The organism is Photobacterium alginatilyticum (genome assembly GCF_009910675.1).
Taxonomy (GTDB): Bacteria; Pseudomonadota; Gammaproteobacteria; order Enterobacterales; family Vibrionaceae; genus Photobacterium; species Photobacterium alginatilyticum.
In genome coordinates this window covers 98,634-124,274 of the sequence record NZ_RSEJ01000014.1, presented here as the reverse complement: position 1 = coordinate 124,274, position 25,641 = coordinate 98,634, and the positions used below count along the sequence as shown (strand labels likewise).

The 25,641-nt window shown below is 48.9% G+C and carries 26 protein-coding genes; 16 read left to right on the top strand and 10 right to left on the bottom strand.

Going from position 1 to position 25,641, the window contains the following annotated elements:
* Nucleotides 1-9: 9 nt before the first annotated feature.
* A complete protein-coding gene (locus EIZ48_RS14465; RefSeq protein WP_160652684.1) occupies nucleotides 10-510 on the bottom strand; it encodes a CpxP family protein in 501 nt (166 codons plus the stop codon).
* Between the two features lie 207 nt (nucleotides 511-717).
* Between EIZ48_RS14465 and EIZ48_RS14460 the strand changes: the two genes are divergently transcribed.
* The 3 genes from EIZ48_RS14460 (at nucleotide 718) to trmL (ending at nucleotide 3,390) form a co-directional block, all read left to right on the top strand.
* Nucleotides 718-1,413 (top strand): response regulator, encoded by a 696-nt coding sequence (locus EIZ48_RS14460; RefSeq protein WP_160652681.1) that lies wholly within the window; start codon nucleotides 718-720, stop codon nucleotides 1,411-1,413.
* A 52-nt stretch (nucleotides 1,414-1,465) separates the two neighbouring features.
* Entirely contained in the window at nucleotides 1,466-2,827 is a 1,362-nt protein-coding gene (gene cpxA / locus EIZ48_RS14455) for an envelope stress sensor histidine kinase CpxA (protein ID WP_160652752.1), read from the top strand.
* A gap of 98 nt (nucleotides 2,828-2,925) precedes the next feature.
* Nucleotides 2,926-3,390, top strand: a complete 465-nt coding sequence (gene trmL, locus EIZ48_RS14450; protein WP_160652749.1) for a tRNA (uridine(34)/cytosine(34)/5-carboxymethylaminomethyluridine(34)-2'-O)-methyltransferase TrmL — start codon at nucleotides 2,926-2,928, stop codon at nucleotides 3,388-3,390.
* A gap of 78 nt (nucleotides 3,391-3,468) precedes the next feature.
* On the opposite strand, the gene cysE is transcribed toward trmL, so the two are convergent.
* The 4 genes from cysE to EIZ48_RS14430 form a co-directional block, all read right to left on the bottom strand.
* Nucleotides 3,469-4,314 (bottom strand): serine O-acetyltransferase, encoded by an 846-nt coding sequence (gene cysE, locus EIZ48_RS14445; protein ID WP_192928577.1) that lies wholly within the window; start codon nucleotides 4,312-4,314, stop codon nucleotides 3,469-3,471.
* 110 nt (nucleotides 4,315-4,424) lie between these two features.
* The gene (gene gpsA / locus EIZ48_RS14440; RefSeq protein WP_160652678.1) at nucleotides 4,425-5,441 is read right to left on the bottom strand and encodes an NAD(P)H-dependent glycerol-3-phosphate dehydrogenase; all 1,017 of its coding nucleotides are present in this window, start codon (nucleotides 5,439-5,441) and stop codon (nucleotides 4,425-4,427) included.
* Between the two features lie 17 nt (nucleotides 5,442-5,458).
* Nucleotides 5,459-5,929, bottom strand: a complete 471-nt coding sequence (secB, locus tag EIZ48_RS14435; protein WP_075762997.1) for a protein-export chaperone SecB — start codon at nucleotides 5,927-5,929, stop codon at nucleotides 5,459-5,461.
* A 136-nt stretch (nucleotides 5,930-6,065) separates the two neighbouring features.
* Complete coding sequence (locus tag EIZ48_RS14430) at nucleotides 6,066-6,515, bottom strand: rhodanese-like domain-containing protein (protein WP_075762998.1); 450 nt, start codon at nucleotides 6,513-6,515, stop codon at nucleotides 6,066-6,068.
* Between the two features lie 423 nt (nucleotides 6,516-6,938).
* On the opposite strand from EIZ48_RS14430, the gene gpmM reads away from it, so the two are divergent.
* From gpmM to EIZ48_RS14415, 3 genes are read left to right on the top strand one after another with little or no spacing between them, the layout of a single operon-like run.
* Nucleotides 6,939-8,480, top strand: a complete 1,542-nt coding sequence (gpmM, locus tag EIZ48_RS14425) for a 2,3-bisphosphoglycerate-independent phosphoglycerate mutase (RefSeq protein ID WP_160652675.1) — start codon at nucleotides 6,939-6,941, stop codon at nucleotides 8,478-8,480.
* Nucleotides 8,481-8,488: 8 nt separating this feature from the next.
* On the top strand, nucleotides 8,489-9,646 hold the full coding sequence (locus EIZ48_RS14420; RefSeq protein WP_160652673.1) for a peptidoglycan DD-metalloendopeptidase family protein: 1,158 nt from the start codon (nucleotides 8,489-8,491) through the stop codon (nucleotides 9,644-9,646).
* 25 nt (nucleotides 9,647-9,671) lie between these two features.
* Nucleotides 9,672-10,388 (top strand): divergent polysaccharide deacetylase family protein, encoded by a 717-nt coding sequence (locus tag EIZ48_RS14415; protein ID WP_160652670.1) that lies wholly within the window; start codon nucleotides 9,672-9,674, stop codon nucleotides 10,386-10,388.
* A gap of 84 nt (nucleotides 10,389-10,472) precedes the next feature.
* Here the strand turns inward: EIZ48_RS14415 and EIZ48_RS14410 are convergent, their stop codons facing one another.
* Nucleotides 10,473-11,117 carry a TetR/AcrR family transcriptional regulator gene (locus tag EIZ48_RS14410; protein WP_160652667.1) on the bottom strand — a complete coding sequence of 215 codons (645 nt, stop codon included), beginning with the start codon at nucleotides 11,115-11,117 and terminating at the stop codon, nucleotides 10,473-10,475.
* Nucleotides 11,118-11,233: 116 nt separating this feature from the next.
* Between EIZ48_RS14410 and rfaD the strand changes: the two genes are divergently transcribed.
* From rfaD to waaA, 7 genes are all read left to right on the top strand, one after another.
* The gene (rfaD, locus tag EIZ48_RS14405) at nucleotides 11,234-12,175 is read left to right on the top strand and encodes an ADP-glyceromanno-heptose 6-epimerase (protein ID WP_160652664.1); all 942 of its coding nucleotides are present in this window, start codon (nucleotides 11,234-11,236) and stop codon (nucleotides 12,173-12,175) included.
* Between the two features lie 128 nt (nucleotides 12,176-12,303).
* On the top strand, nucleotides 12,304-13,431 hold the full coding sequence (locus EIZ48_RS14400) for a glycosyltransferase family 4 protein (protein ID WP_240152971.1): 1,128 nt from the start codon (nucleotides 12,304-12,306) through the stop codon (nucleotides 13,429-13,431).
* 10 nt (nucleotides 13,432-13,441) lie between these two features.
* Nucleotides 13,442-14,692, top strand: a complete 1,251-nt coding sequence (locus EIZ48_RS14395; RefSeq protein ID WP_160652661.1) for an O-antigen ligase family protein — start codon at nucleotides 13,442-13,444, stop codon at nucleotides 14,690-14,692.
* A gap of 75 nt (nucleotides 14,693-14,767) precedes the next feature.
* On the top strand, nucleotides 14,768-15,787 hold the full coding sequence (locus tag EIZ48_RS14390) for a glycosyltransferase family 9 protein (RefSeq protein ID WP_160652741.1): 1,020 nt from the start codon (nucleotides 14,768-14,770) through the stop codon (nucleotides 15,785-15,787).
* Between the two features lie 241 nt (nucleotides 15,788-16,028).
* The gene (locus EIZ48_RS14385; protein ID WP_160652658.1) at nucleotides 16,029-16,586 is read left to right on the top strand and encodes an acyltransferase; all 558 of its coding nucleotides are present in this window, start codon (nucleotides 16,029-16,031) and stop codon (nucleotides 16,584-16,586) included.
* A gap of 394 nt (nucleotides 16,587-16,980) precedes the next feature.
* Nucleotides 16,981-18,009, top strand: coding sequence for a lipopolysaccharide heptosyltransferase II (waaF, locus tag EIZ48_RS14380; RefSeq protein WP_160652656.1), 1,029 nt, complete (start codon nucleotides 16,981-16,983; stop codon nucleotides 18,007-18,009).
* Nucleotides 18,010-18,022: 13 nt separating this feature from the next.
* The gene (gene waaA, locus EIZ48_RS14375; RefSeq protein WP_160652653.1) at nucleotides 18,023-19,297 is read left to right on the top strand and encodes a lipid IV(A) 3-deoxy-D-manno-octulosonic acid transferase; all 1,275 of its coding nucleotides are present in this window, start codon (nucleotides 18,023-18,025) and stop codon (nucleotides 19,295-19,297) included.
* Between the two features lie 61 nt (nucleotides 19,298-19,358).
* Here the strand turns inward: waaA and EIZ48_RS14370 are convergent, their stop codons facing one another.
* Nucleotides 19,359-20,159 carry a glycosyltransferase family 32 protein gene (locus tag EIZ48_RS14370; protein WP_160652650.1) on the bottom strand — a complete coding sequence of 267 codons (801 nt, stop codon included), beginning with the start codon at nucleotides 20,157-20,159 and terminating at the stop codon, nucleotides 19,359-19,361.
* A gap of 55 nt (nucleotides 20,160-20,214) precedes the next feature.
* Nucleotides 20,215-20,919: a 3-deoxy-D-manno-octulosonic acid kinase gene (locus EIZ48_RS14365; protein ID WP_160652647.1), complete on the bottom strand. Its 705-nt coding sequence runs from the start codon at nucleotides 20,917-20,919 to the stop codon at nucleotides 20,215-20,217.
* Nucleotides 20,920-20,997: 78 nt separating this feature from the next.
* Between EIZ48_RS14365 and EIZ48_RS14360 the strand changes: the two genes are divergently transcribed.
* Nucleotides 20,998-22,062, top strand: a complete 1,065-nt coding sequence (locus EIZ48_RS14360) for a glycosyltransferase family 9 protein (protein ID WP_160652645.1) — start codon at nucleotides 20,998-21,000, stop codon at nucleotides 22,060-22,062.
* Nucleotides 22,059-22,844: a glycosyltransferase family 2 protein gene (locus tag EIZ48_RS14355; protein ID WP_160652643.1), complete on the top strand. Its 786-nt coding sequence runs from the start codon at nucleotides 22,059-22,061 to the stop codon at nucleotides 22,842-22,844. Before EIZ48_RS14360 ends, EIZ48_RS14355 begins: the two co-directional genes overlap by 4 nt.
* On the opposite strand, the gene EIZ48_RS14350 is transcribed toward EIZ48_RS14355, so the two are convergent.
* Complete coding sequence (locus EIZ48_RS14350; RefSeq protein ID WP_160652641.1) at nucleotides 22,813-23,844, bottom strand: glycosyltransferase family 9 protein; 1,032 nt, start codon at nucleotides 23,842-23,844, stop codon at nucleotides 22,813-22,815. The two genes, EIZ48_RS14355 and EIZ48_RS14350, sit on opposite strands and share 32 nt — an antisense overlap.
* Nucleotides 23,845-23,984: 140 nt before the next feature.
* On the opposite strand from EIZ48_RS14350, the gene coaD reads away from it, so the two are divergent.
* The gene (gene coaD / locus EIZ48_RS14345; RefSeq protein WP_160652639.1) at nucleotides 23,985-24,482 is read left to right on the top strand and encodes a pantetheine-phosphate adenylyltransferase; all 498 of its coding nucleotides are present in this window, start codon (nucleotides 23,985-23,987) and stop codon (nucleotides 24,480-24,482) included.
* A 71-nt stretch (nucleotides 24,483-24,553) separates the two neighbouring features.
* Here coaD and EIZ48_RS14340 read toward each other — a convergent pair whose 3' ends face one another.
* Nucleotides 24,554-25,558 carry an NAD-dependent epimerase gene (locus EIZ48_RS14340; RefSeq protein ID WP_160652637.1) on the bottom strand — a complete coding sequence of 335 codons (1,005 nt, stop codon included), beginning with the start codon at nucleotides 25,556-25,558 and terminating at the stop codon, nucleotides 24,554-24,556.
* Between the last annotated feature and the right edge of the window lie 83 nt (nucleotides 25,559-25,641).

Sequence of the window (25,641 nt, the reverse complement as noted above, 5' to 3'; positions counted from 1 at the left end):
AGAGCCAACTTACTGATTCTTTTCGGCCCAGCGAGCCTGGCATTGCTCAGCGCGATCTGCCTGTAGCTGCTGGTATTTTGCTTTTTGCTCGGCGGTCAGAATATTCAGCATCTCATGACGTTTCTTCAGCATAGTGACTCGGCGCTCGGTTTGCTGCTCTGACATTTGCTGAGCCAGTTCGCGGACTGCGTTTTCGTCAAAATCGGCCGCCAGCAGCAAGGATTGCATTTTCTGGTGGTTGGCCTGCATTGCAGCATGCTGCTCGCCAAAGCTGGCTTTCATTGCCTCGCGGTTGGCTTCGCGCATATCCTGCATTTTCTGCTTCTGCTCATCAGTCAAATCCAGGTTACGGAAGACCTTGTAGCCCTCTTTCATACCGCAGCCACCTTTACCACCGAAATAGCCGCCGTGGTGACCATCTTTACCGCCGCCAAAAGCCAGCACAGAGGCAGAGCCGAGAGCCAGAGGAAGTGCAATTGCCATTAGCAGTGTTTTCTTGAATGTAGTCATGATGTTCTTCTCCAAATGTCCGTCAGCGGGTATGAGTTAAGAATAACGACTACAAGGTAAACTGCTGTCTAAAGAACGTAAAACTGCGTAAAGCCAACTGACATTAACTTGGTTCCCGCTGCGAGATTAGCGATACTGGGGCTATCCCATTCACCATATCGCGTATGTACCTGCATAGGGCGGGACGGAAACAATAAGGTAGCTAACATGGCAAAAATTCTGCTGGTCGACGACGATACGGAGCTGACCTCATTACTCAGCGATATCCTCGAAATGGAGGGGTTCGAGATCCTGGAGGCCAATAACGGCGAGCAGGGCCTCAGCAAAGTCGATGACAGCATCGATCTGATCCTGCTCGATGTCATGATGCCGAAAATGAACGGTACCGAAATGCTGCGCAAACTCAGGGAAAGCTATTCGACGCCGGTACTCATGCTGACGGCGAAAGGCGAAGAGATTGACCGGGTGCTGGGGCTGGAGCTCGGTGCCGATGACTACCTGCCCAAACCCTTCAGTGATCGCGAACTGCTGGCACGAATGCGGGCTATTTTGCGCCGGACACAAACGGCCGGTAACGACTCGCGCAATAATCCCCCCGACTGCCTGACCTATCAGGATATCGATATCTATCCGGGACGACAGGAAGTCTTCTGCAAGGGAGAGCCGATAGAAATGACCGGCACCGAACTGGCCTTGCTGAGTTACTTTATTCAGCATCCGGGCAAAATCATTGCCAAGAATGAACTCAGCCTTGAGGTGCTGGGCAAGCGCCTGGCGCAGTTCGATCGTGCCATTGATATGCATGTGTCAAACCTACGCAAAAAACTGCCTGAACGAACTGACGGCAAGCCTCGCATCAAGACCCTTCGCGGTAAAGGCTACCTGTTAGTCGAGGAAATATAATGCAGCCTGGCACACTGGCAACTAACCGACGCGGTCAACAAGGAGGCAGATGATGAAGCTACCTCGTTTTTCCAGCCTGTATGGCCGGATTTTCGCCGTATTCTGGCTGACACTGCTGATTGTCGTCGTGACCGTCTTGTTGCTACCCAATCTCGATCCCCGGGCCCAACATACTATCCCGGAACAGCAGCAAAAACGCTTTCAGGACTCGGCCCAGAGCATCGCCGAGAAAATCACCCGCGACAGGGGGCCACTCAAATACAGGCTGCAGCGATTTACCAACCACGACCGCCACAAGGGGTTTCAGCTATATTTCACCACCGAGGAAGGTGAAATTATTACGCCGGATGGCCGTAACAAGGCACTGCGTAATTTTATCACCATGGCCGATAGCCCTAGCGCCCCCAAACAGAAACTATACGGGCGCTGGATGATGGCCGGGCCGTTTGCCTTCAGCTACGAGCAGCAAACCGTGCTGATGTATGTCGGCCGGGTCTGGCGCAAGCCTCCGCCATTTTTTATTCAGATCCTGGATAAGCCGTTCCAGCTGCTCCTCGTCACCATGCTGGTCAGTACACCCCTGCTGCTCTGGCTGGCATGGGCAATCAGTATTCCGGCCCGTCGACTGCAACAAGCCGCAGAGCGGGTGGCAACCGGACAGTTCGAGGCCGATCCGAAACTGGAAGCCGGGCCGAGGGAGTTCAAGCAGGCCGGGGCCAGCTTCAATCAGATGGTCCAGGCCATCAACCAGATGATCGGCGGCCAGCAGCGGCTGCTGTCGGATATCTCCCATGAGCTGCGCTCGCCGCTTACCCGGCTACGAATGGCCACCGCACTGGCCCAGCGTAAGCAGGGAGAGAGCAAAGAGCTCAGCCGTATCGATACCGAGGCAGAGCGGCTGGAAAAGATGATCAGCGAGCTGCTGGAACTATCACGAATGCAGGTCAACAGCCATGAGCTTCGCGAGCACTCCGATGCGCGCAGCCTGTGGTATGAGATGCTGGAAGATGCACGTTTCGAGGCCGAGCAAAACAACAAAGTTTTCAAGGTCAATGACCTGGGCGAATGGCCTGTCAGCGGAAATCCCAACCTGCTGATCAGCGCCCTGGAAAATGTCGTGCGCAATGCCATCAAATACGGCAACGATGTTATCGAGGTAAACTTCAGTGTCAGGGACCATACCCTCTATATCGTCATTGACGATAATGGTGAAGGGGTACCCGACAATGAACTGGATGACATCTTCCGTCCGTTCTACCGGGTTTCGACGGCACGGGACCGCAGTAGCGGCGGCACCGGGCTGGGACTGGCCATTACCGAGAGCGCCATCCGCCAGCATAGCGGTACTATCATGGCCAGCCGCAGTCCGCTTGGCGGGTTGCGGATCACCATCACCCTGCCCCTGACTCTCTAATCAACCGGCATAACTGCATGGCTTTCAGACAATCTGCTGTCTGAAAGCCTGCTTTTTTCGCTACAATATGGCCAAATTTGCAAACTGACAGCCAGACAATGTTTGATATCGCCCTGTACGAACCTGAAATAGCCCCCAATACGGGCAATATAATTCGCCTATGCGCCAACTGCGGTGCCAACCTGCACCTGATCGAGCCGCTCGGTTTTGACCTGGAAGAAAAGAAACTACGTCGTGCCGGGCTGGATTATCACGATCTGGCGCACGTTCATCGCCACAAGAACTTCGATGCCTTCATGGAGGCGATGGAAAACCGCCGGATTTTTGCCTGCACCACCAAAACGACCAACTTCCATACCAACGCCAAGTTCGAACAAGGGGATGTGCTGTTGTTCGGCCCGGAAACCCGTGGCCTGCCAGCAGAACTGATTGACAGCCTGCCACTCGAGCAGCGCCTGCGTATCCCAATGCACCCGGACAGCCGCAGTCTGAACCTGTCCAATGCCGCCGCCATCATCGGTTACGAAGCCTGGCGTCAGCTTGGATTTAAAGGGGCGGTATAGATCAACCTCCCGATAAGAAACAAAAAAGCGAGAGCCGTTAAACTCTCGCTTTTGCTATCTGGAACCACAACAATGTGCTTAAATGCCGTCACCGGCCATAAATGTCTGGCCGTTGCCGTTAAACTGCTGATCCATATCCATTGATGGTTTCTCACTGCTCGGCCGGCCAACAATTTTCGCCGGTACCCCAGCCACCGTAGTATGCGGCGGAACGGGATTGAGCACCACAGAGCAGGATCCGATTTTCGCCCCCTCGCCGACTTCGATGTTGCCCAGTATCTTGGCACCGGCACCAATCATCACGCCTTCGCGGATCTTCGGGTGACGATCGCCGCCTTCCTTACCCGTACCACCCAGGGTAACGTCCTGAAGGATCGAAACATCATTCTCGATCACGGCTGTTTCACCAATCACAATACCGGTCGCATGGTCAAACATGATCCCCTGACCAATCGTCGCCGCAGGGTGCACGTCTACCTGACAGGCGACCGAAATTTGATTTTGCAGATAAACAGCAAGAGCAACCCGCTTTTGTTTCCACAGCCAGTTGGCGACTCGATAGCCCTGCAAGGCGTGATAACCTTTCAGATATAACAGGGGAATGGAGTACATCTCGACCGCAGGATCTCGCTCAACCACAGCACGGATATCGCAGGCTGCCGATTCGGTGATCATACAGTCGGCAGCGAAGGCTTCTTCAATGACCTCGCGTACCGCCATCGCCGGCATAGACGGCGTCGCCAACTTGTTGGCCAGTATATAACTGAGCGCAGCGGCTAAATTATCATGCTTGATAATAGTTGCATGATAAAAGCTGGCCAGCATCGGTTCTTGCTCTGACTGCTCCCGCGCTTCCCGCTTGATAGCCTGCCAGACCTCATATTGTTGACACTCCTTCACATCACCCTCTGTTCGTTTTGTCATCAAATCGGTATCTGTTTAACTTTAACGTGCTTGAAAAAAAAAACAACGCGGGCTTGGCAGCACGCGTTGTTATATTGCTCGTGATCCTGTACGCGACAGCTATTTTGCCGTTATTCGTCTTTTTTCTCACGGGCCAGTAGATCTTTGGCCGCTTCACGGGCATCTTTGCCCTGATAAAGCACCTGATAAATCTGTTCGGTGATCGGCATCTCAACCCCGTAGCGCTGGGAAAGTACCCAGACTTCCTTGGTGTTGCGATAGCCTTCTACCACCTGACCAATGTCATCCTGTGCCGCATCAACCGTTTTGCCCTGCCCCAGAGCCAGACCAAAACGACGGTTGCGTGACTGGTTATCGGTACATGTCAGCACCAAGTCGCCCAGTCCCGCCATCCCCATAAAGGTTTCCGGCTGGGCACCCAGGGCAGCGCCAAGGCGACACATTTCCGCCAGACCGCGAGTGATCAATGCGGTACGGGCATTGGCACCAAAGCCAATACCATCAGACATACCGGCGCCAATCGCAATCACATTCTTCACCGCGCCGCCCAGCTGCATGCCGATAAAATCGGTATTGCTGTAGACACGGAATGTCTTGCTGCAGTGAATTTTTTCCTGCAGCTCACGGACGAAGACCTCATCGGGAGAAGATACGGCGATCGCCGTCGGCATCCCCGCCGCCAGCTCTTTGGCAAACGTAGGGCCGGAAAGTACGGCCAGCGGAACATCCTCACCCAATGCATCGATGGCAACCTCTTTGAGCAAGCGCCCGGTGTCAGGCTCGAGCCCTTTGGTTGCCCAGCAAATACGTGAATCATCACGCAGGTAAGGCTTCACATTCGACAGTACTTCACCAAACACATGGCTCGGAACTACCACCAGCAAATCCTGACAGGCCTGAACGGCTTCCTCCAAATCCGCCGAGACAATCAGCGAATCGGGAAACGGAACGCCCGGCAGGAAAGCCTCATTGGCACGGTCAATCTCGAGCTGTGCCATATGTTCAGGCTCATGGCCCCACAATATGACGTTAGCGCCATTTCGGGCCAGAGAGATGGCCAGGGAGGTGCCGTAAGAGCCGGCACCCAGCACTGTCATCGTGATTGCTTTGTCTACGTTCTGATTCATAACGGCCACTTTAGCGATTAGGCTTCAGTGCTTTCAGGGTTAGCTTGCGCCTGGTTCTGAAGGTAGTTCATGAACAAAGCATCAAAGTTAACAGGTGCCAGGTTCAGCTGAGGGAAAGTACCTTTAACCACTAGGCTTGAAATAGTTTCACGCGCATATGGGAACAGGATATTCGGGCAGAATGCACCTAGGCAATGTGCAAGCTGAGGCGCTTCCATGCCTGAAACAGAGAAAATACCGCCCTGCTGAACTTCACACAGGAATGCCGTGTCATCGGCGTTCTTCACAGTTACAGTCAGACGAAGAATCACTTCGAAAACACCTTCACCCAACTCGCGGCTCTGGGTATCCAGGTCCAGTTTCACATCTGGGTTCCACTCTTTCTGGAACATATCAGGTGAATTCGGCGCTTCGAAAGAAACATCTTTCAGGAAGATACGCTGGATCTGGAAGTTCTGTTGTGCTTCGTTGTTTGCTGCTTCAGCCATTTTCGTGTCCTTTTCTCTCTCAATCTCATCACATGAGATCATAAATATTCGCAACCATGATAATTATCACACGCTGCACAAATTCGGTTTGCATCGGAGACACTGCCTAGTATGGCGCGCTCCGAGCGACAAGGGGTTACTTCTTGCCCTTGCTGGATTTGCTGCGGATCAGCGGCAGATTGGCTTCATTCCAAGAAATCAGGCCATCCTTCAGCAAATTAACATTCTCAAAACCGGCTTTATGTAACAGATTGGCACTCTCTTGTGCTGTCTGGCCTGTCTTGCATACCACAATGATTGGGGCTGTTTTGTGCTTTTCAAGCTCTGAAAAGTTCTGTTCTTTAATTTGGCTCGGCAAAATGTGAAGGGCACCCGAAATATGCCCCTGGCGGTACTCATCACGGCTACGGATATCGATGAATACGCCGTCTTCACGGTTCACCATGACCGTCGCTTCATTGGGGGTAACCACTTTATAGCCCGCGGCCTTCTGTTTCACATAAGACGCGATGATTGCCACGACCAAACCTACCCATACCAGGGATAACATTGGATTACTTGTAACAAAATCGATGTATTGCTGCATGACTTTCGCTCTATTTTCCTAATACAAGACACCTGAAAATCAGGGCCAGACTCCACCTCAAAGGAACCCGAGTATACCCGCGGCAACGTTGTTGTACAGCAGGCGTCAACAATTCCGCGTATTGGCTCACTCGATTCCGGCGATAATAGTATACGCCTTGAACAATCGTTTTCAGCTTCCACCTTTCAATGAAATAGAAAAAAACTCTCAATCAGGGCTTACACTCAAAGACAGAAATGCATATATTTCACGTAGGAAGATAACAATCCATTTACAGCATTGTTTGATCTTGCCCTACAGTTTTGGCCATTACTTGTAGTAAAATTACATACAACCAGACCAATCACCTTAGATAGTTCGCAGATATTTAAGGTAATTGGTCTAAATTACACTCAGATTTATAACTTTACGAGAGGACAGCATATGTCTGCTAAGAAGCCACTGGCTTTAGTTATCCTGGATGGCTGGGGTTACCGCGAAGACAATTCCGACAACGCAATTGCAAACGCAAACACACCAGTGATGGACGGCTTGATGGCAAATGAAGCCAACACCCTAATTTCTGCTTCGGGCATGGATGTGGGTTTGCCAGACGGTCAGATGGGTAACTCTGAGGTTGGTCACACCAACATTGGTGCCGGTCGCGTTGTTTATCAGGATCTGACACGCATCACCAAATCTATTGCCGACGGCGACTTCTTCGAAAACGAAGCCCTTGTAGCGGCGATGGACAAGGCTATCAATGCCGGCAAAGCCGTTCACATCATGGGCCTGATGTCTCCGGGCGGTGTTCACAGCCATGAAGACCACATTGCAGCAGCGGTAGAAATGGCAGCCAAGCGCGGCGCAGAAAAAATCTACCTGCATTGCTTCCTGGACGGCCGTGATACACCACCACGTAGCGCACAGGCATCACTGGAGCGCTTTGATGCCCTGTTTGCCGAACTAGGCAAAGGCCGTGTGGCGTCACTGGTTGGTCGCTACTACGCGATGGACCGTGACAACAACTGGGATCGTGTTGAAGTCGCTTACGACCTGCTTACCGCTGCGAAAGCCGAGTTCTCGGCGGCATCTGCCGTGGAAGGCCTGGAAGCCGCCTACGCGCGTGAGGAAAACGATGAGTTCGTGAAAGCAACAGAAATCCGTGCCGAAGGCCAGGACGTCGCTGCGATGGAAGATGGCGATGCCGTTATCTTCATGAACTACCGTGCTGACCGTGCCCGCCAGATCACCCGTGCCTTCGAGACAGACTTCGCGGGCTTCGAGCGTGCTAAAGTGCCTGCGCTGGCTGATTTCGTGATGCTAACCCAGTACGCTGCTGACATTAACCTAGCTATTGCTTACCCACCAGCAACCCTTGATAACACGCTGGGCGAGTGGCTATCGAAGAAAGGTAAGAAGCAGCTGCGTATCTCTGAAACTGAAAAGTACGCGCACGTTACTTTCTTCTTCAACGGCGGTGTCGAAACCGAGTTTGACGGCGAATCTCGCTCGCTAGTCGCTTCACCGAAAGTAGCGACCTATGATCTACAGCCTGAAATGAGTGCACCGGAGCTGACTGAAAAGCTGGTTGCAGCCATCAAGAGCGGTGAATTCGATACCATCATCTGCAACTATCCGAATGGCGACATGGTTGGTCATACCGGTGTTTACGATGCTGCAGTCCAGGCTTGTGAAGCACTTGATAGCTGCATTGGCCAAGTGATTGAGGCAATCAAAGAAGTTGACGGTCAGTTGCTGATCACAGCCGACCACGGTAACGCCGAAATGATGATTAACCCTGAAACCGGTGGTATCCATACCGCGCACACCAACCTGCCGGTACCGCTGGTTTACGTCGGTGACAAGTCTCTGACCCTGAAAGATGACGGTAAACTGTCTGATCTAGCACCAACTATGCTGGCGCTAACAGATATGGAAATCCCTGCAGAGATGACTGGTCAGGTGCTGTTTGATCTGAAATAATCTCCCCCATGCGGGATAAGATCAAATACCTGGGCAACATCCTCCGCGCCAGTGCATTATGCACTGGCGCTTTGTTATGCCTGACATCTGCACAACCAAGCCAGGCGAGCAACCAGAACCAGCTCGAAGGCGTCAAAAAGGAAATCTCCCGCCAGCAGGATCAGCTAAGCACCAAGCAAAAAAGAATCAATACGCTGCAACAATCCCTAAAACAGCAGGAGCTTGCTATCGCAGCAACGGCCAAAAAAATCCACAAGGCCGATAACCAGCTCAAACAGCTCGACCGCTCCATCAGTAAGCTTCAGCAAGAACAGCAACGCCTTCAGCAACAGCAACTCGGCCAGCAAGAGATGCTGAAAGAACTGCTCAATACCCAATACCGTCAGGGAAAAAACAGCCAGCTAGCCTCGTTGCTCAGTGGCGAAGACAGCACCGAGCTTGACCGAATGTCAATCTATGCCGAACGCCTCAGTGAAGCGCGCGCCAAGACCCTGGACGAACTCGCCGCCACCACAACGGAGCTACAGCTGAAGGCACACCAACTGACCCAGCAGCATCAGCAGCAAAAAACATTGCTGACCCGGCTCAAAACCGAGAAAAGTACGCTGGAGAGCGAGCAACGACAACGCCATAAAACAGTGCGTACTATCAGGGGCCAGCTAAAATCAGACTCTCAGTACCTGTCCGAGCTCAAGAGCAACGAGCAGCGCCTGGTCAAAGAAATAGCCAAGGCCAAAGCGGCTGCCGAGGCAGCAAGACGCGTACCGATGGACGGGCTGGCAAGGCACAAAGGCAAGCTGCCGTGGCCGGTCACAGGCGCAATCCTTCATCAGTACGGCACTCCTCAGCAAGGCGAACTGCGCTGGAAGGGCATGGTAATTGGCAAAGCAACCGGCAGCCAGGTCAAGGCCGTATACTCGGGGAAAATCGTATTCGCGGACTGGCTACGCGGGTATGGCCTGATGCTGGTTATCGACCATGGCAAAGGCGATATGAGCTTCTACGGTTACAACCAGACCTTGCTCAAAAAAGTCGGTGATGTGGTACAGGCCAACGAAGCCATTGCACTTGTCGGTGACAGCGGCGGACAGGAACGTTCGGGACTGTATTTTGAAATCCGCCGAAAAGGCAATCCCACTAACCCCAAAGGCTGGCTGAAAAGATAAGCTTGTACCGATAAGGACACCTGGCATGCGATGGATTGCACTCTGGTTTTCTCTGCTCTTCAGCTTGGCGCTGCCAGGACACAGCCTCGCAGCCAAACTCGCCATCGTCATTGATGACTTGGGTTACCGGGCCATGCCTGCTGCACTGTCTACCCTGCCGCCGGAAGTCAGTATCTCTATCCTTCCGGACACCCCTTATGATCTTGCCACGGCCAAACAGGCCGGATTGGAACAGCGTGACACCCTGCTGCACATGCCGATGGAGCCACAGCGTACGGCGCCGCTGGAGCTGACGACTCTTACCGGAAAAATGTCACAGGCCGAGCTCCAACAAACCCTGCGCCATGCCCTGAGCCGGGTGCCAAATGCCGTCGCCATGAACAATCATATGGGCAGTGCCCTTACTCAGAATACCGAGGCGATGGGCTGGGTCATGGATGTCCTGGGGGAGCAGGGAGTCAATTTTCTCGACAGCCGGACAACGGCAAAGTCAGTCGCCCTCAAGCAGGCGCGCGCCCAGGGGGTCCCTGCATTGCGCCGCCACATCTTTCTCGACCATTTCCGCACCCCGCAGTTTGTTCGCCAGCAACTGGCGCAGGCGGTCAGGCGGGCCAAGCGCAACGGTTATGCCGTCGCCATAGGCCACCCCTACCCCGTTACACTGGCAACACTCGAGGAGCAGCTGCCGGAGCTGGCTGAACAAGACGTCCAACTGGTACGTATTTCAGCGCTATACCCCTAATTCCATACGTTCAGTTTTCAGCGGAAATCTCAAAGAGCGCCCTGACATAGCCGCTCAGACACCTCAGAGCCGCGCTATCAACACTTAAGCATTACGCTTTACCTGCTCGCAGTAGTGCGATTCAAGCAAGATCACCTGCTCTTTTCCTTTCGCTGTTGTCAGCGGCCGCACAATACTCAGCATCTGCAACACGCCCTGGTAGATCACCGCCTTGGTGATTTTTGCCCCGGCAGCCTGGGTCGTCTGGTAGCAAATCCAGCTGGAGGCAACCAGCTTAAGCGTATTGGCCAGGCTAAGCAGTTCATCATCATCAAGGTCAAGCAACTCGCTGGCACGGAAGCTATTCATCATCCCCATAATGTTCTGATGCAGCCCTTCTTGCGCCGCCAGGTATTTTTCCTGTAGCTCGGGATCCCTGCGCAGAATATCGGGCAGGTTGGCGTAGAAAAAACGATACCGCCACATCAACATAAATACCGCGTCGAGATAACCCAATAAATTATCGGCAGTTACCTTAGATTCCCCTTGAGGCTGGAAACGAATACTCAAATCACGGGCGTATTCATCAAAAATACTGTGTATAATCTCTTCTTTATTGCGAAAATGATAATACAGATTGCCGGGGCTGATCCCCAGATGAGCGGCAATGTGGTTCGTGGTTATGTTTGGCTCACCGCTTTCATTGAAAAGCTCCAGTGCTGCCTGAATAATTCTGTCGCGGGTCTTCATTTGCTTCTCACTACTTCCGTCGCCCAATGGCAATAGTGTAATGTTATCACAAAGAATATTTATAGCGGTGGCTGTTATGCGGCCGTTGTCCCAATGTATTAAAGACTGGAATAGCCATGATTATCGTAACTGGTGGCGCCGGCATGATCGGCAGCAATATCGTAAAGGCTCTGAACGAGCAAGGACGCAACGACATCCTGGTTGTGGATAACCTGAAGGACGGAACCAAGTTTGCCAACCTGGTTGATCTGGACATCGCTGATTACATGGATAAGGAAGACTTCATTACCCAGATCATGGCCGGTGACGAATTTGGTCCGATCGATGCCATTTTTCATGAAGGCGCATGTTCTGCAACCACGGAGTGGGATGGCAAGTACATGATGCTTAACAACTATGAATATTCAAAAGAATTGTTACATTACTGCCTTGAGCGTCAAATCCCGTTCCTATATGCTTCTTCTGCAGCTACATACGGCGGTCGCGATCATGACTTCATCGAAGAGAAGCAGTATGAGGGTGCGCTGAACGTTTACGGCTACTCCAAGCAGCAGTTTGACAACTATGTCCGTCGTCTGTGGCAAGATGCCGAGGAGCATGGTGAAACCTTGTCTCAAATCACAGGTTTCCGCTACTTTAACGTCTATGGTCCTCGCGAGCAGCATAAAGGCAGCATGGCCTCGGTCGCCTTTCACCTGAACACCCAGATCAACAAAGGTGATAATCCGAAACTGTTCGAAGGCTCCGATACGTTCAAGCGTGACTTTGTCTATGTCGGTGATGTCTGCCAGATGAACCTTTGGTTCTGGGAAAACAATGTCTCGGGCATTTTCAACTGCGGTACCGGCAATGCCGAGTCTTTCCGCGAAGTGGCCAAAGCCGTTATCAAGCATCACGGTAAAGGTGAGGTCGAGGAAATTCCGTTCCCAGAGCACCTGAAAGGTCGCTACCAGGCCTTTACTCAGGCCGATCTGACCAAAGTGCGCGCAGCCGGATACGACAAACCGTTCAAGTCTGTCGCCGAAGGTGTTGCTGAGTACATGTCGCTGATTAATTAGTCAGCTGACGAGATAAATCCAACAAGGCAAGCTGGGCATACCCAGCTTGCCTTGTTATCTCAATATATAACAACGGATCTTCAACCGACGAAGCGAGTTGCCTGCCGGCACCCAAAGGTTTTTAAATAATGTCTAACCAAGCAGTATTGCATATTTGTCTATCCAAGGGTTGGGGTGGATTGGAGATGTACCCAATTCGTACCGGCGGTCAGTTCAGAGAAAAAGGCTGGAAAGTACTCGGACTGTGTCTAAAAGGCTCCCGTGTTGCCCAAGGAATGCGAGAACAAGGCATCGAAACTTATGAAGTCGACTCAAAGTTTGCATCAATCAGGCAGCTTAATCGCATTCATCAATGGCTTAAGCAAAACGGTGTCAACCTGATCCATTGCCACAAATCCGGTGACCTGGTTGTTGCTGCCCTACTGGACACCCTGTCGTCATACCGAGTTATCTTCACCGAGCACATGGGGGTCACCCGGCCGAAAAAAGATATGTATCACCGCTGGGTATATAGCCACGTCGATCAAGTACTGTCGATCAGTGAAGCAACCAAGAAGCGTAACCTGAAAGCACTGCCGGTACCGGCAGAAAAAATCCAACGCCTGTGGCTGGGGACAGAAATACGCCCCGCCATTGACGATACCGAACTTGTCCTGAAAACCAAAAAAGAACTGGGTATTCCTGACGATGCTACAGTCATCGGTACTGTAGGCCGGTTTAACCACGCGAAAGGGCAAAAAGAGTTACTTGACGCATTTATCGCCTTGGTAAGACAAAATCCCGAGCAAAATCTTCACCTTCTGATGGTCGGCGGGTTACAAGCCGATCAAGGCTCAGATGTCGAACTGGTAGAAGAGATTCAGGCAACCATCAAGCAAAGCGGCTTATCAGAACAGATCCATCTTCCCGGCTTTCGAAAAGATACCGAGAATATGCTTGCCGTCATGGACATCGTTGCCATCTTGTCGCACAACGAGGCTTTTGGCTTAACCGTCATTGAAGCAATGGCTGCCAATAAACTAATATTGGGAGCTAATACAGGTGCAATTCCTGAAATTCTAGGTGAAAGTTACCCATTTACAGTGAACCCTTTAGACTCAAACCTGATACAACTTAAATTAGTGAAAATAATCAGCGAATCAGAAAATATTTCTATAGTAGGTCAAAAACTGGGCCTGCGAGCAAAAACACACTTTGATATTAGTAAGCATATTGAAAATTTAGCTGTTGTTTATAATAAAACAGCAGTGCAATGAGAAGAAACAAATGTCAGATACAACAATCAAAAAATTAGAAATATTTTTACTTGGATTATTGGGCTTTTCTATTTTTACATCAAAAGCAGGGATCAACATATCAGTAACTATTCTACTTATGCTGTTTCTATATAGCCTGATATCAAACTCAGCATTTAGAGAAAAAGCACTTTCATCCCCAGTAACAAAAATATCATTAATAGCATATTTAATTGCTGTAGTTTCTTGTCTTATTTCACCAGGAAACTTAGATGACATTGTACACATTGCAAGAAAATCACTATTCTTAGTGGTATTCCCTTACTTGATTATTTTATTTAATAACAAAAAGCATAAACAGTCTGCAATTATTGGTTTACTTCTCGGCCTGTTGCTATCTATTTTTTATGGCTTGTACACCCTTCTCCAAATGAAAACAACGGGCTTGAACCCGTTGCGCTTAGAAAGCTTTCTCGATGTCGGACGCTGGTCAGAGAATTTAAGCTATTTCTTGGCTTTTTCTATTCCATTTTGGTTTAACTTAACAAATGATAAGTTCAAATATGCGCTAATGACCGTAATCATACTAAGCATTGTGTGCCTAGTATTAACAGGGTCAAGAGGTCCATGGCTAGCAACTTTTATCGTAGTTAACCTATTACTTTTATCTTGTTACAAGCAATTTTTCCTTAAAATTTTCTTGGTCTGTTTAATATCATTACCCATTCTAACCACAGTCTTCCCTACTAAATTTGAAGGGGTAACTAATCGAGTTGAAAGTATTCTTGACACTAAAGTTGATCAATCTAATACAGCCAGATTAATTATGTGGAAAAAAGCAATCGCTTTCACATCTTATAATTGGTCAGAATCTCCGACTAAAGTTATTTTTGGACTGGGTGAGAATAACTACACCAAAGAGTTCAAGATTTACATAAGCAAAACGAGCCCAAATGTTACAAACGAAACGGCATATTTTTCTTTTACTGAGCCTCATAACGCCTATCTAGAAAGCCTTGTCAAACATGGCTTACTTTATGAGCTAACCTTTCTTTCTTTGTTGATTTACATTACTTTTATGTTAATTAGATGTAAGCATCAATACAAGCAAGCTGGCATTTGCGTTATATCCTCATTCCTAATTATTGGGATTTTCTACAGTAACCAAATGGTAATTCAAACTTATACGGTCTTCTTTATGCTTGCACTGTGCTTACCTATGTTAAAAGAAGGTAAGAATATCGACCAAACAAGTGAGTTGAAAACTGGGCTTAAAATATGACTATATACTGCAACTCAAGCCTTTAATAAATATGCAAAAATATGATGCACAGGTAAGGATTAAGAAATGTACAATATGAAACACTTATGGTTTGAAAAAGGTGCTTATGCCTCCAAGAAGGCTCGCTCATATCAAGCTAATGAGTTTGACCCTGGCAAAGTTAAGAATATTGCAGTAATTCGTCATGCAGCTCTAGGCGATCAAGTTATCACACGTCCATTTCTCATTGAGGCTAGAAAATTTTTTCCCAATGCGAAAATTACTCTTTGTGCAACTTCGAACTACCAATATGCAATGCCATCCGATCTTGTTGATGATGTACATATCATGCCTGGCAGACAAAGTGATCGCAAAGTAACCCAATTAGAAAAAATACGTAAAGCCAAAGAGCTTGGTGAACAAGATATTATTTTTGATCTTGCAGCTACAAACCGTTCATATTGGTTATTAGCTTTAACAAAAGCAAAGCTAAAAATTGGCTTTCCATATCGTTCATCAGTTGCAAAGTTATTATACGATATTGCTATCTTCCGCTCTGACTTCACACCAGAAGTAGAAAGCATGTTGCACATGCTTAAAGTTCTTGGACATAACCCTACTTATCCACTTGATTTTGGTTACCCTGACAACCGCAATCTAAGAGATAGTGAAAAACCTTATATTGTCTATTTTGGTGGTGCATCACAAGAGAGGAAAATGTACCCTTTTGATAAATTGACGTCTTTGATGAACCTTGCCGCTGAAAAATTACCTAGTTATCAGCATATCTATCTAGAAGGGATCAGTGAAAGTGAAAAAGCTTCTAAGCTAGGAAAGCTAACGTCTGAAAATATAAACATTCAGCCTTCTATGGATATTGAAGACGTCATTAGTTTCATTGCTAAAGCATCAGTTGTTGTAAGTACAGATACAGGCATACGTAATGTTGCAATTAGCACTCATACTCCAACAGTTGGAATATTTTATGCCACGGTACCATTCAGATACACACCAACTTATGAAAAACATTATATTTCTATGACACCCAATGCAGTCATACCTAGCCCTGAGTCTATTTTAGATAACATATGCAAAGCAACAAATGATATAGATTAACACTTAATTGAACCTGCGGTATATCAAAAAATACCGCAGGACATTTATTACTACAAGCGCCTAAATATAGAGCTAAAATGTAATAACTAGTTGAATTTGGCTTTAACAAAGGCAACCAAATTAATCCATAGCAATAATAATGAGTTGTTACACCTCTCAAAACCATGAGAATAACTTGTTACCAAAAACCTGTATAGCATATAATAAGTATATAACGTATTTTACATATGGTTGTTTAGCAATGAAAAATATCCTTTTTAAAATAAGAAATAGAGTAAGACTATCTGGAACAAACTCCGTATCAATATCAAATGGAGCAAGAGTTAGAAAATGTGACATTTCTATAAAAGGAAACAACAATAGACTAATAATAAAAAACGGCGTGAATATAAAAGGCTCAAAGATAGAAATAAATGGAAACAACTGTTCTATTATCTTTGAGGAAAACAGTGTTATTGGTGAAAACTGTTATTTTTCATCACGAGAGAAAGATACACTAATTTCCATTGGCAAAAACTCGATGTTTTCCAGAAACATTAAATTAATGACCAGTGATGGTCATGATATCTTCTGCGGTGACAAAAGAATCAATCTAGCCAAGAACATTATAATTGGCGAACATGTATGGCTAGCAGATAGTGTCACTGTTCTTAAAGGGTGCAATATCGGCAACGGTTCTGTTGTAGGGATTAACTCTCTTGTGACCAAAGACATTGGAGAGAATAAAATAGCAGCTGGAGTACCTGCAGTTGAAATAAAAGACAATATCCATTGGGATGAAGAGCTTACTTTTAGTTAATTGGCCTTGTCTCGCTAAGCTATCATAGCTTTTCACCTTATAATAAAGTTGACCGTGTAGACCAAGTTTGAGGAGGAGCTGAATTAACTATCATTACTCATGAAACAGTCAAATATGCAACCGTAAGATTAGCTTTGTCGTTGCCCTGCAGGTAACGATGTATGGTTTGTACCAAATACACCACTCTTAATGGCCGTCATGATTAATAATACCGTCGAAGCAGATAATCATAATGCCAGTAGTCGATTTTCTGGTTGTAATAATCATCCATGAGCCCCAGCTAAAGGCTTCTCTTCGATGAAAGAGCAAAAATTCATTCATTAAATATGATATTCCATATAAACTTCCTAAATTGTCAATTTGATGTATAGCCTTTCAGGCTTCGGTGGTAAAAATGAAAATTCTGATTATAGGCCCATCTTGGGTGGGCGATATGGTAATGTCCCAAGCATTATATATCAGCCTGAAACAACAACACCCTAATGCATTAATTGACGTCATGGCACCGGCTTGGTGTCGACCTATTTTGGAACGTATGCCCGAGATCGACAATGCCATCGAGATGCCGATCGGCCACGGTGAGTTCAATCTCAAAGGGCGTTACCAGCTCGGCAAGAAACTGCGTAAAGCGCAGTACACCCATGCCTATGTGCTTCCCAATTCAGCTAAGTCAGCCTTAATCCCTTTATTCGCGGGCATTCCGTCTCGTACCGGATGGAAGGGCGAGTCGCGCTATGGGCTGCTCAATGATATCCGAACAAATAAAAAAGACTTTGGCCTGATGGTCGAGCGCTACTGTGCCCTGGCCTACCAAAAGCAAGATATGCGTGACAGCAGCAGCCTATCCGCTATCCCCCAACCGAAACTACTCGTCGACAGTGCATCACAACAGCACTGTGTTGAAACACTTGGCCTTGATTTAACCCGTCCGATAATCGGAATGTGCCCAGGTGCCGAGTTTGGCCCGGCCAAGCGCTGGCCTGACAAGTATTTTGCACAAGTTGCCAGCGAAATGATCCAACAAGGCTATCAGGTATGGCTATTTGGTTCGAATAAAGACCAGGCTGTCACGTCGGATATCCAGCAACAAATTGCTCCTGAGCTGCGTCAGCACTGTGCCAATCTGGCAGGAAAAACACAACTGGTTGAAGCCGTCGATCTACTGGCAAGTTGTGATATCGTGATCAGCAATGATTCAGGCTTAATGCATATCGCCGCGGCTGTCGGTACCAAGATTATCGCCGTGTATGGCTCTACCTCACCGGATTACACACCGCCGCTTTCACAACAGGTAGAAATCGTGCATACCGATATCAGCTGTCGTCCGTGTTTCAAGCGAGAGTGTCCATTCGGCCACTTGAAATGTCTCAATGAACTGCCACCGTCACGTGTCATAGAGGCCATCGGCAAGCTTTCTTCATAATAGGTCTACATCCATGATTCGCAGCCTGTATTCAATCTTACTGTATCTTGCGACACCATTCTTTCTGAAGAAGTTATACAAATCGCAGGATGACAAACCGGCCTACGGCTCACGCTGGCGTGAGCACTTTGGCCAATGTCCGCCTTTGCAGCACAACAACCCGGTTTGGATACATGCGGTTTCTGTTGGTGAAGTCATCGCGGCAACGCAGCTTATCAAAGCAATTCAACGCGATTACCCAGATCAAGCCATTTTGATCACCACAACCACCAGCACGGGTGCCGCGCAGGCAGAGAAACTCTCGGGGCGTATTGAGCATCGCTATATGCCCCTTGACTTTAGCTGGGCCATAAAACGCTTCCTTCGAGTGGCAAAACCTAAGGCTCTGCTCATTATGGAAACAGAGCTATGGCCAAATACGCTTGCCCAGGCCAAACGAGCCGGACTCCCCGTCTATGTACTCAATGCCCGGCTTTCGGAGCGTTCCTGTCAACGATACCAAAAAGTGCAGCCTCTCTTTGATATCGTTAAAAACAACCTTGACCACCTTCTGTGCCAACACAAAGATGATGCCGAGCGTTTTGTGCAACTCGGATTGAGTGAAAACCAGGTTGCCGTTACCGGCTCGATAAAGTTTGATATCTCGGTCAATCAGGAGATCCACGATAATGGCAGCCAACTCCGCCAGCTTCTCGGACAGCAGCGCCCCATCTGGATTGCAGCCAGTACCCATCGCGGAGAGGACGAACAACTGCTCGACGCCTTTAGCCAAGTCAGAGCGGAAATACCTGATTCACTATTGATCCTGGTGCCCCGCCATCCCGAGCGCTTCGCTGAAGTCGCCGATCTCTGTCGCTCAAGCGGCCTGACGGTTGTTCGCCGTACCGAGGCAACAGATCAGGTACCCGATCAATGCGATATCTATCTGGGTGATACCATGGGCGAGATGTTAGTCATGTTAGCGGCTGCTGATATTGCCTTCATCGGCGGTAGTTTACTGGGAGATAAAGTAGGCGGGCATAACCTGCTTGAACCGGCTGCGCTGAGCAAACCCATTATCACCGGTCCCAGCTATTTCAACTTCACGGATATCACCCAGCAGCTCCTCAAGAACAATGGATGTGTGGTTTGCCAGGACAGCAAGGAAATAGCCGCCCAGCTCATAGCCTGGTTCAAAGATGAAGTATCGCGAGAAGAAACTGGGCAGCAAGCTCTACAGGTGGTGGAGTTGAACCAGGGCGCGATTGAAAAAACGATAAGCAATCTAAAAGCTGTGCTCAGCCATTAACGAACAATGCTCAGTCCTTTCCGCAAAGGACTGAGCATTCTTTCTATACGTCAACAAGTCATTAATCTTTCGATTCTGTGTTCTCGTCCTTGATCAAATCTTCTGGTGCAGTATGTATCCACTTGCCTCTTGGCTTATCAAGGTACTGGAAGTGCTCATTGGTAAAGCTCCCCTGAATACAGGTGTAGCGGTAACTTCTGAACTCAACACCTTCTTCGCCTTCCAGAGCATCACTCAGCACTTGCGGGCCTGTGGTTGAGTAGACTCCCTTGGTTTCGTCTCTGTTTTTTATATTGTCGACAATAAGGTCGATTGTTTTCTGATAGATAGGGTTATTGGGCGCCGTTGCCAGAAAAAAATTGGTGATTTGGCTATCTTGTTTATTTTTAATAAATATTTGGCTTTGGCCTTGAGTGATTTTTGACAAAGGCCAAACCAGGTTGGCATCAATATCAAGATATACACCACCTTTAATATTGAGGACAACTAATCGCCACAAATCCGCCTTTGCCGCACCATCATTAATCCTTTTATAACACTCATAGACCTCTTCCGAAGCGTTCTCTCTGATAAACTCTTCAATCCCCTCATTGCCGACATAATAGTAGTCATGATCCAGTGACATCAGGCGATTAAACAAGTAATTAAGATATACAGGCAGCGTAGATTTGTTCGAAAAATTGGTTTGCCAGATCACTTTCGGGATGTCAGAGGTTTTGCTTGATAATACCTTAGCTCGCGAATATGACGGTATTTCAAACCTCTTTTTAGGGAATAACAAATGGAATGGATACGAGAGCAACTTACAGATGTTGCCAATCACTTTGCTTAACCGGTTAACCAATAAAATAACTGCATTCATAGTTTCACTTTCTATCTTCTAATCACGTCAAAAAATATTCACTTTTCAAGAGTATTTAACTTTCTTTATAGCTGTTATATAGCCAATTCCATTCGCTCTCATCCCACATTATAGAAAACCGCTGTACCTCTTTCCTCAATGAGCGTTGCAAACGCTCAAGGTTACTTTGTTTCCACTTGTCACCCTTGCTCTGATAGCACTTGTCAAAGTCGATAAGCCAGAACTGTCCCTTATCGTCCAATAATATATTATGTATATTCAAATCGGTGTGACATACCTGCAAGGTATGCATTTTCCCAATTAACAACCCGATGTCCCGCCACTCGCTTTCAGATAGCTTTCTCTGTTGCAGCACAGCGACCAGATCCCTGGCATTGGCAACCTGCTCGGTGAGAATATCGGCCCGGTATATCAGGCCACGCCTTACTGCCCTGGCAGCCACCGGCCTCGGCACTCTGACACCACCCTCAGCCAAGAGTTGCAACAACTTGATCTCTTCAGCACAACGTGTCTTTTCCCAGCCGGTAAAGAAATACTGATCTTTCACCAACTTTCCCAATAATCCCCCACGCCAATAATGACGCAAAGCCATCGGTAACTGGGGAGTAGAAATAAAGTATGTCGTGCCACGACCGCTGGCTTGCCCGGTAATCGCGCCCTGTTGCTGCCAGTAATTTGGATCAAAGCAGCGTGCCGGCTCTGTTTTAAGTAGCGAATCATCAAACCAGATCCGGCTTCCATTAAGTGACAATACTTGCATAATCGTTAAGATGAGTCGTTTTACAATTTTAAATCCCAGCTGCATAATGCAGGTTAATGAGTTCCAGAGCAATTGTATATGGCCCTATTTTCGTCCCCTCCGTCTTCATTATGTGTCCTCCGTCTTTCCGCTATCGGCGATGCCTGCAATACCTGTGCCATGGTTCAGGCGATACAGCGCCAATGGCCCTCAACAAAAATTACGTGGATCATGGGCAAGGCGGAAGCGCAGCTGCTGGGTGATTTACCCGGCGTGCGTGTCATTCCCTTTGACAAAAAGCAGGGATGGAAAGGCTATAGGCAGTTATGGCAACAGCTTCGCGGCGAACGATTCGATGCACTGCTGCACTTGCAAACCGCACTAAGAGCCAGCATTGCCAGCCTGGGGATCCGGGCAAAATACCGTCTCGGTTTTGATAAAACCCGAAGCAGTGATCTGCAAAACTGGTTCATTAATACCCCGGTAACATCACCAGACTCTCCCCATGTGCTCGATGGGTTTATGGCCTTTGCCCAGACCATAGGCATTGAAAATATCCATCCCCGTTGGGAACTTGAACTCTCTCAGGCTGACCAAGACTGGGCCAAGCAATACTCAGATTCAACGCCAGTACTGGTTATCGTGCCTGCCGCCAGCAAAGCATTCAAAAACTGGACTGCCGCTGGCTACGCAAAGGTTGCCGAGCATGCGGCCGCCAGGGGAATGAAAGTCATTTTGGCCGGCAGTCCGGCAGAGGTCGAAATACAGCTGGCCGAGCAGGTCTGCCAACAGAGCAGCGTGCCGCTGACCAACCTGGTCGGAAAGAGCAGTCTGAAACAAATGCTTGCCTTGTTGGCAGAGGCAAAGCTGGTGATTGCGCCCGATACCGGCCCGGCCCATATGGCCGTTGCCACCAACACACCGGTTATTGGCCTTTACGCCCATCACAACCCGAAGCGAACTGGTCCCTACCGTTACCTGGATTACGTTGTCAGCGCCTACCAGGAAGCCATTGAGGCAGAAACGGGTAAACAGTTAAGCGAACTGTCCTGGCGAAGCCGGGTCAAAGATCCTGATGCTATGCAGCGCATTCGTGCCGAAGCCGTTATTACCATGCTCGACAAAGCCCTATCTGATTTTCATATCCTTAAGGAGACACAATGAGTGCCACTAAGCCGACCCTTGCTGTTGCGCTGATCGTCAAAAATGAAGCCGATAACTTACAGGCCTGCCTGAAGTCAGTTTCAGGCTGGGTAGACGAGATTGTTGTACTCGATGCCGGAAGTACTGACAATACCGAGACTATTGCCCGTCAGTATACCGACAAGTTCTTCGTCAATGCCGAATGGCCGGGATTCGGCCCCCAGCGCCGACTGGCCCAGAGCCATGTCGAGTCTGACTACATCCTGTGGCTAGATGCCGATGAGCGAGTCACTCCGGAGCTCCAGCAGAACATCATGGACGTGCTCTCATCGCCTCAGGACAATACGGTATACAGTATTCCTCGTCTGAGCTGGGTATTTGGCCGCTATATCCGCCACTGTGGCTGGTACCCGGATCGCGTCAACCGCCTCTATCCGACCAAGCTGACACAGTACAACCAGGATCTGGTACACGAGAAAGTTGAGCTATCCCCGGAGATGAAAGTACAGCCGCTGCAAGGCGATCTGCTGCACTTCACCTACAACGACTTACACCACTATCTGGTAAAATCGGCCGGCTATGCCAAAGCCTGGGCTGAGCAACGGGAAAAGCGCGGCAAACGCAGCAGCATCGGCCAGGGCCTGCTGCACGCTATTGGCTGCTTCCTGAAAATGTATGTGCTTAGAGCGGGCTTTCTTGATGGCAAGCAGGGCTTCCTGCTATCGATTCTATCGGCACACTCCACATTCGTGAAATATGCCGATCTGTGGATCAGGAGCAGTACTGAGCCACCCAAGGCTTAGCGTCTTCCAGCACCGCCTCAATCTCAATCAGTCTCATGTCCGTCTCCTGCTCCTTGCCGGCAGGCGGACAGAATGCCAAATGACGTCCGGCCGTGTTCAGTGTCTTCCACCGCAACGGGGTTGCTGAGCGCTTACTCGGGAAGAAACCCATCGTCGGCACATCAAGGGCAGCCGCGATATGCAGCGGGCCAGTCGATCCGGCCATAAACAGATCGGCACATGCCAGAGAACGGGTGAAATCTTGCAGGCCGTCGTTCTTGTCGTAGACATAGGCAGACACTTCTGTCTTGATTAATGCATACAGCGACGCCGCCATCGCTTCCTCGCCCGGCCCGGCAGTCAGTACAAATTCACAATGCTGCTGTTTTGCCACGCCTTTAATCAACTCGGCATACTGTGCCAGCGACAGATTGTTGGCCGAACCGCCACTGCCGACGTGGATAAAGCACCATGGTTTGCCGCTATCCAGAGCCAACTGTGCTATAAGCTTCTCTTTCTGTGCCGCCAATACCTCTTTGTCAAAGGCCAGATAAGGGCCCTGCGGCTCGTGGCAGTCGATCTGGTTATCTGCCAGAAAGAAACGGATCAAATCCAAATTGTACTCAAACTCCGGCTTTTCCGAGCGGGAGCGGCGCTGCTTCAGGCGACGGTTGAACAGTAACTGTGCGAGCTTGGTTGCCGGTGCCAGGCGGTAAGGGATCCCTGCCTTCCAGAGTAACTTGGCATTATAGCCATTCGAGAACAGGCAAATTGCCGCATCAAACCCTCGTTGCTTGATATCCGAAACCAGCTCAGCCTGCTCTGCCTTACTCGACTTTGCCGTTGGATCGATCATCACCTCGTCAATCCACGGACAAAGTCTGGCAACCGGCGCGGTATAGTTGGGAACAAGAGCGGTAACCCGACACTCTGGCAGTGATTGCTTGAGCATCGCAAAACTGGGCCAGGCCAGCATGAAATCGCCAATTTTATCATTTCGCACAACGAGAACTTTCTTCATAGCACCTTGTTCCAACTAAAACCAATCCGTCCGGATAATACAAGATAGGGAAAAATTAACCATAGCAATTGGCGTGAAAGATGGAGCAGCCAGCTGCTTTTTTGATAGCATAATGTCATCTTTGTATTGAGGATCTCCTTGTGAAGCACAATAAGAATACCCGTGTCATCTATCCCGGCACCTTTGATCCCATCACCAACGGGCACCTTGATCTCATCGAACGCGCTGCTGCGATGTTTGACCATGTCGTCGTCGGCATTGCATTTAGCCCGAGCAAAAAGCCCCTGTTCGATCTCGAAGAGCGGGTTCGGCTGGCCAAGCGCATTACCCAGCACCTGTCCAATGTCGAGATTGTCGGCTTCTCCGGACTGCTGGTTGATTTTGCCAAAGAGTACCAGGCCAATATCCTGGTTCGGGGGCTGCGGGCCGTATCCGACTTTGAATACGAATTCCAGCTCGCCAACATGAACCGCCGCCTGATGCCAGAGCTCGAGACGGTATTTTTAACGCCGGCGGAAGAGAATTCATTTATCTCCTCGACCATCGTCAAGGAGGTCGCGCTGCATCACGGTGATGTCAGCCAGTTTGTCGACCCGGAAATTACCGACGCCCTGCTGGAAAAGCTCCACAGCAAATAAAGCCCATATACCAAAAAGGAGGCGCTCGCCTCCTTTGTTGTCTTTGTCCCTATCACCGAATGCGACACAGGCTAATCAAGATAAAACTTCCTATACCAGTCCACAAAAGCCTTCACCCCGTCTCTCACTGACACAGCCGGCTTATAATCAATGGTCTTGAACAAGTCTTCCGTATCCGCATAGGTCGCATACACATCGCCCGGCTGCATCGGCATTAAATTTTTCCTGGCTTCGATACCCAATGCTTCTTCCAGCGCCTCAATGAAATTCATCAGCTTCACTGGGCTGCCATGGCCAATATTGTAGACACGGTATGGTGCCGAGCTAGTTGCCGGTGTACCCGCCTCAACCGTCCAGTCAGTATTCTTTGCCGGGATCACATCCTGAATACGGATAATCCCTTCGACGATATCATCAATATAAGTAAAGTCACGGCGCATATCACCATGGTTGTAGATATCAATCGGCTCGCCATCAACAATCTTCTTGGTGAACTTAAACAGCGCCATATCTGGCCTGCCCCATGGGCCGTAAACGGTAAAAAAGCGCAAACCGGTAGTCGGGATACCGTACAGGTGGGAATAGGTATGAGCCATCAGCTCGTTGGATTTCTTGGTTGCCGCATATAGCGAGATAGGATGATCAACACTGTCCGTCGTCGCAAACGGCATCTTCTGATTCAGGCCATATACCGAACTAGAGGAAGCATACACCAGATGCTGGACTTTATGCCGGCGACAGCCTTCGAGAATCGTCAGGTGCCCGACTAGATTACTGTCGGCATACGCCATCGGATTATCAATGGAATAGCGTACCCCGGCCTGCGCAGCAAGGTGGATCACCCGATCAAAATGATGATCGGCAAACAACCCAGCCACCCCGTCACGATCAGCAAGATCCATTTTGATAAAACGAAAGGCCGGATGACGAATACGATCCAGCCGCGCCAGCTTGAGGTCTATATCATAATAATCATTGATATTATCGATTCCGATAACCTCGTGCCCCTGCGCGCACAGACGCTCAGAAACCGCACTGCCGATAAACCCAGCAGCACCCGTGACAAGATATTTCATATATTCCCTTCCCGGCAGATATGCCGACACGACACATCTTCAATCTATACAATCACCATTGAATCATAGTGATAGACTGACTG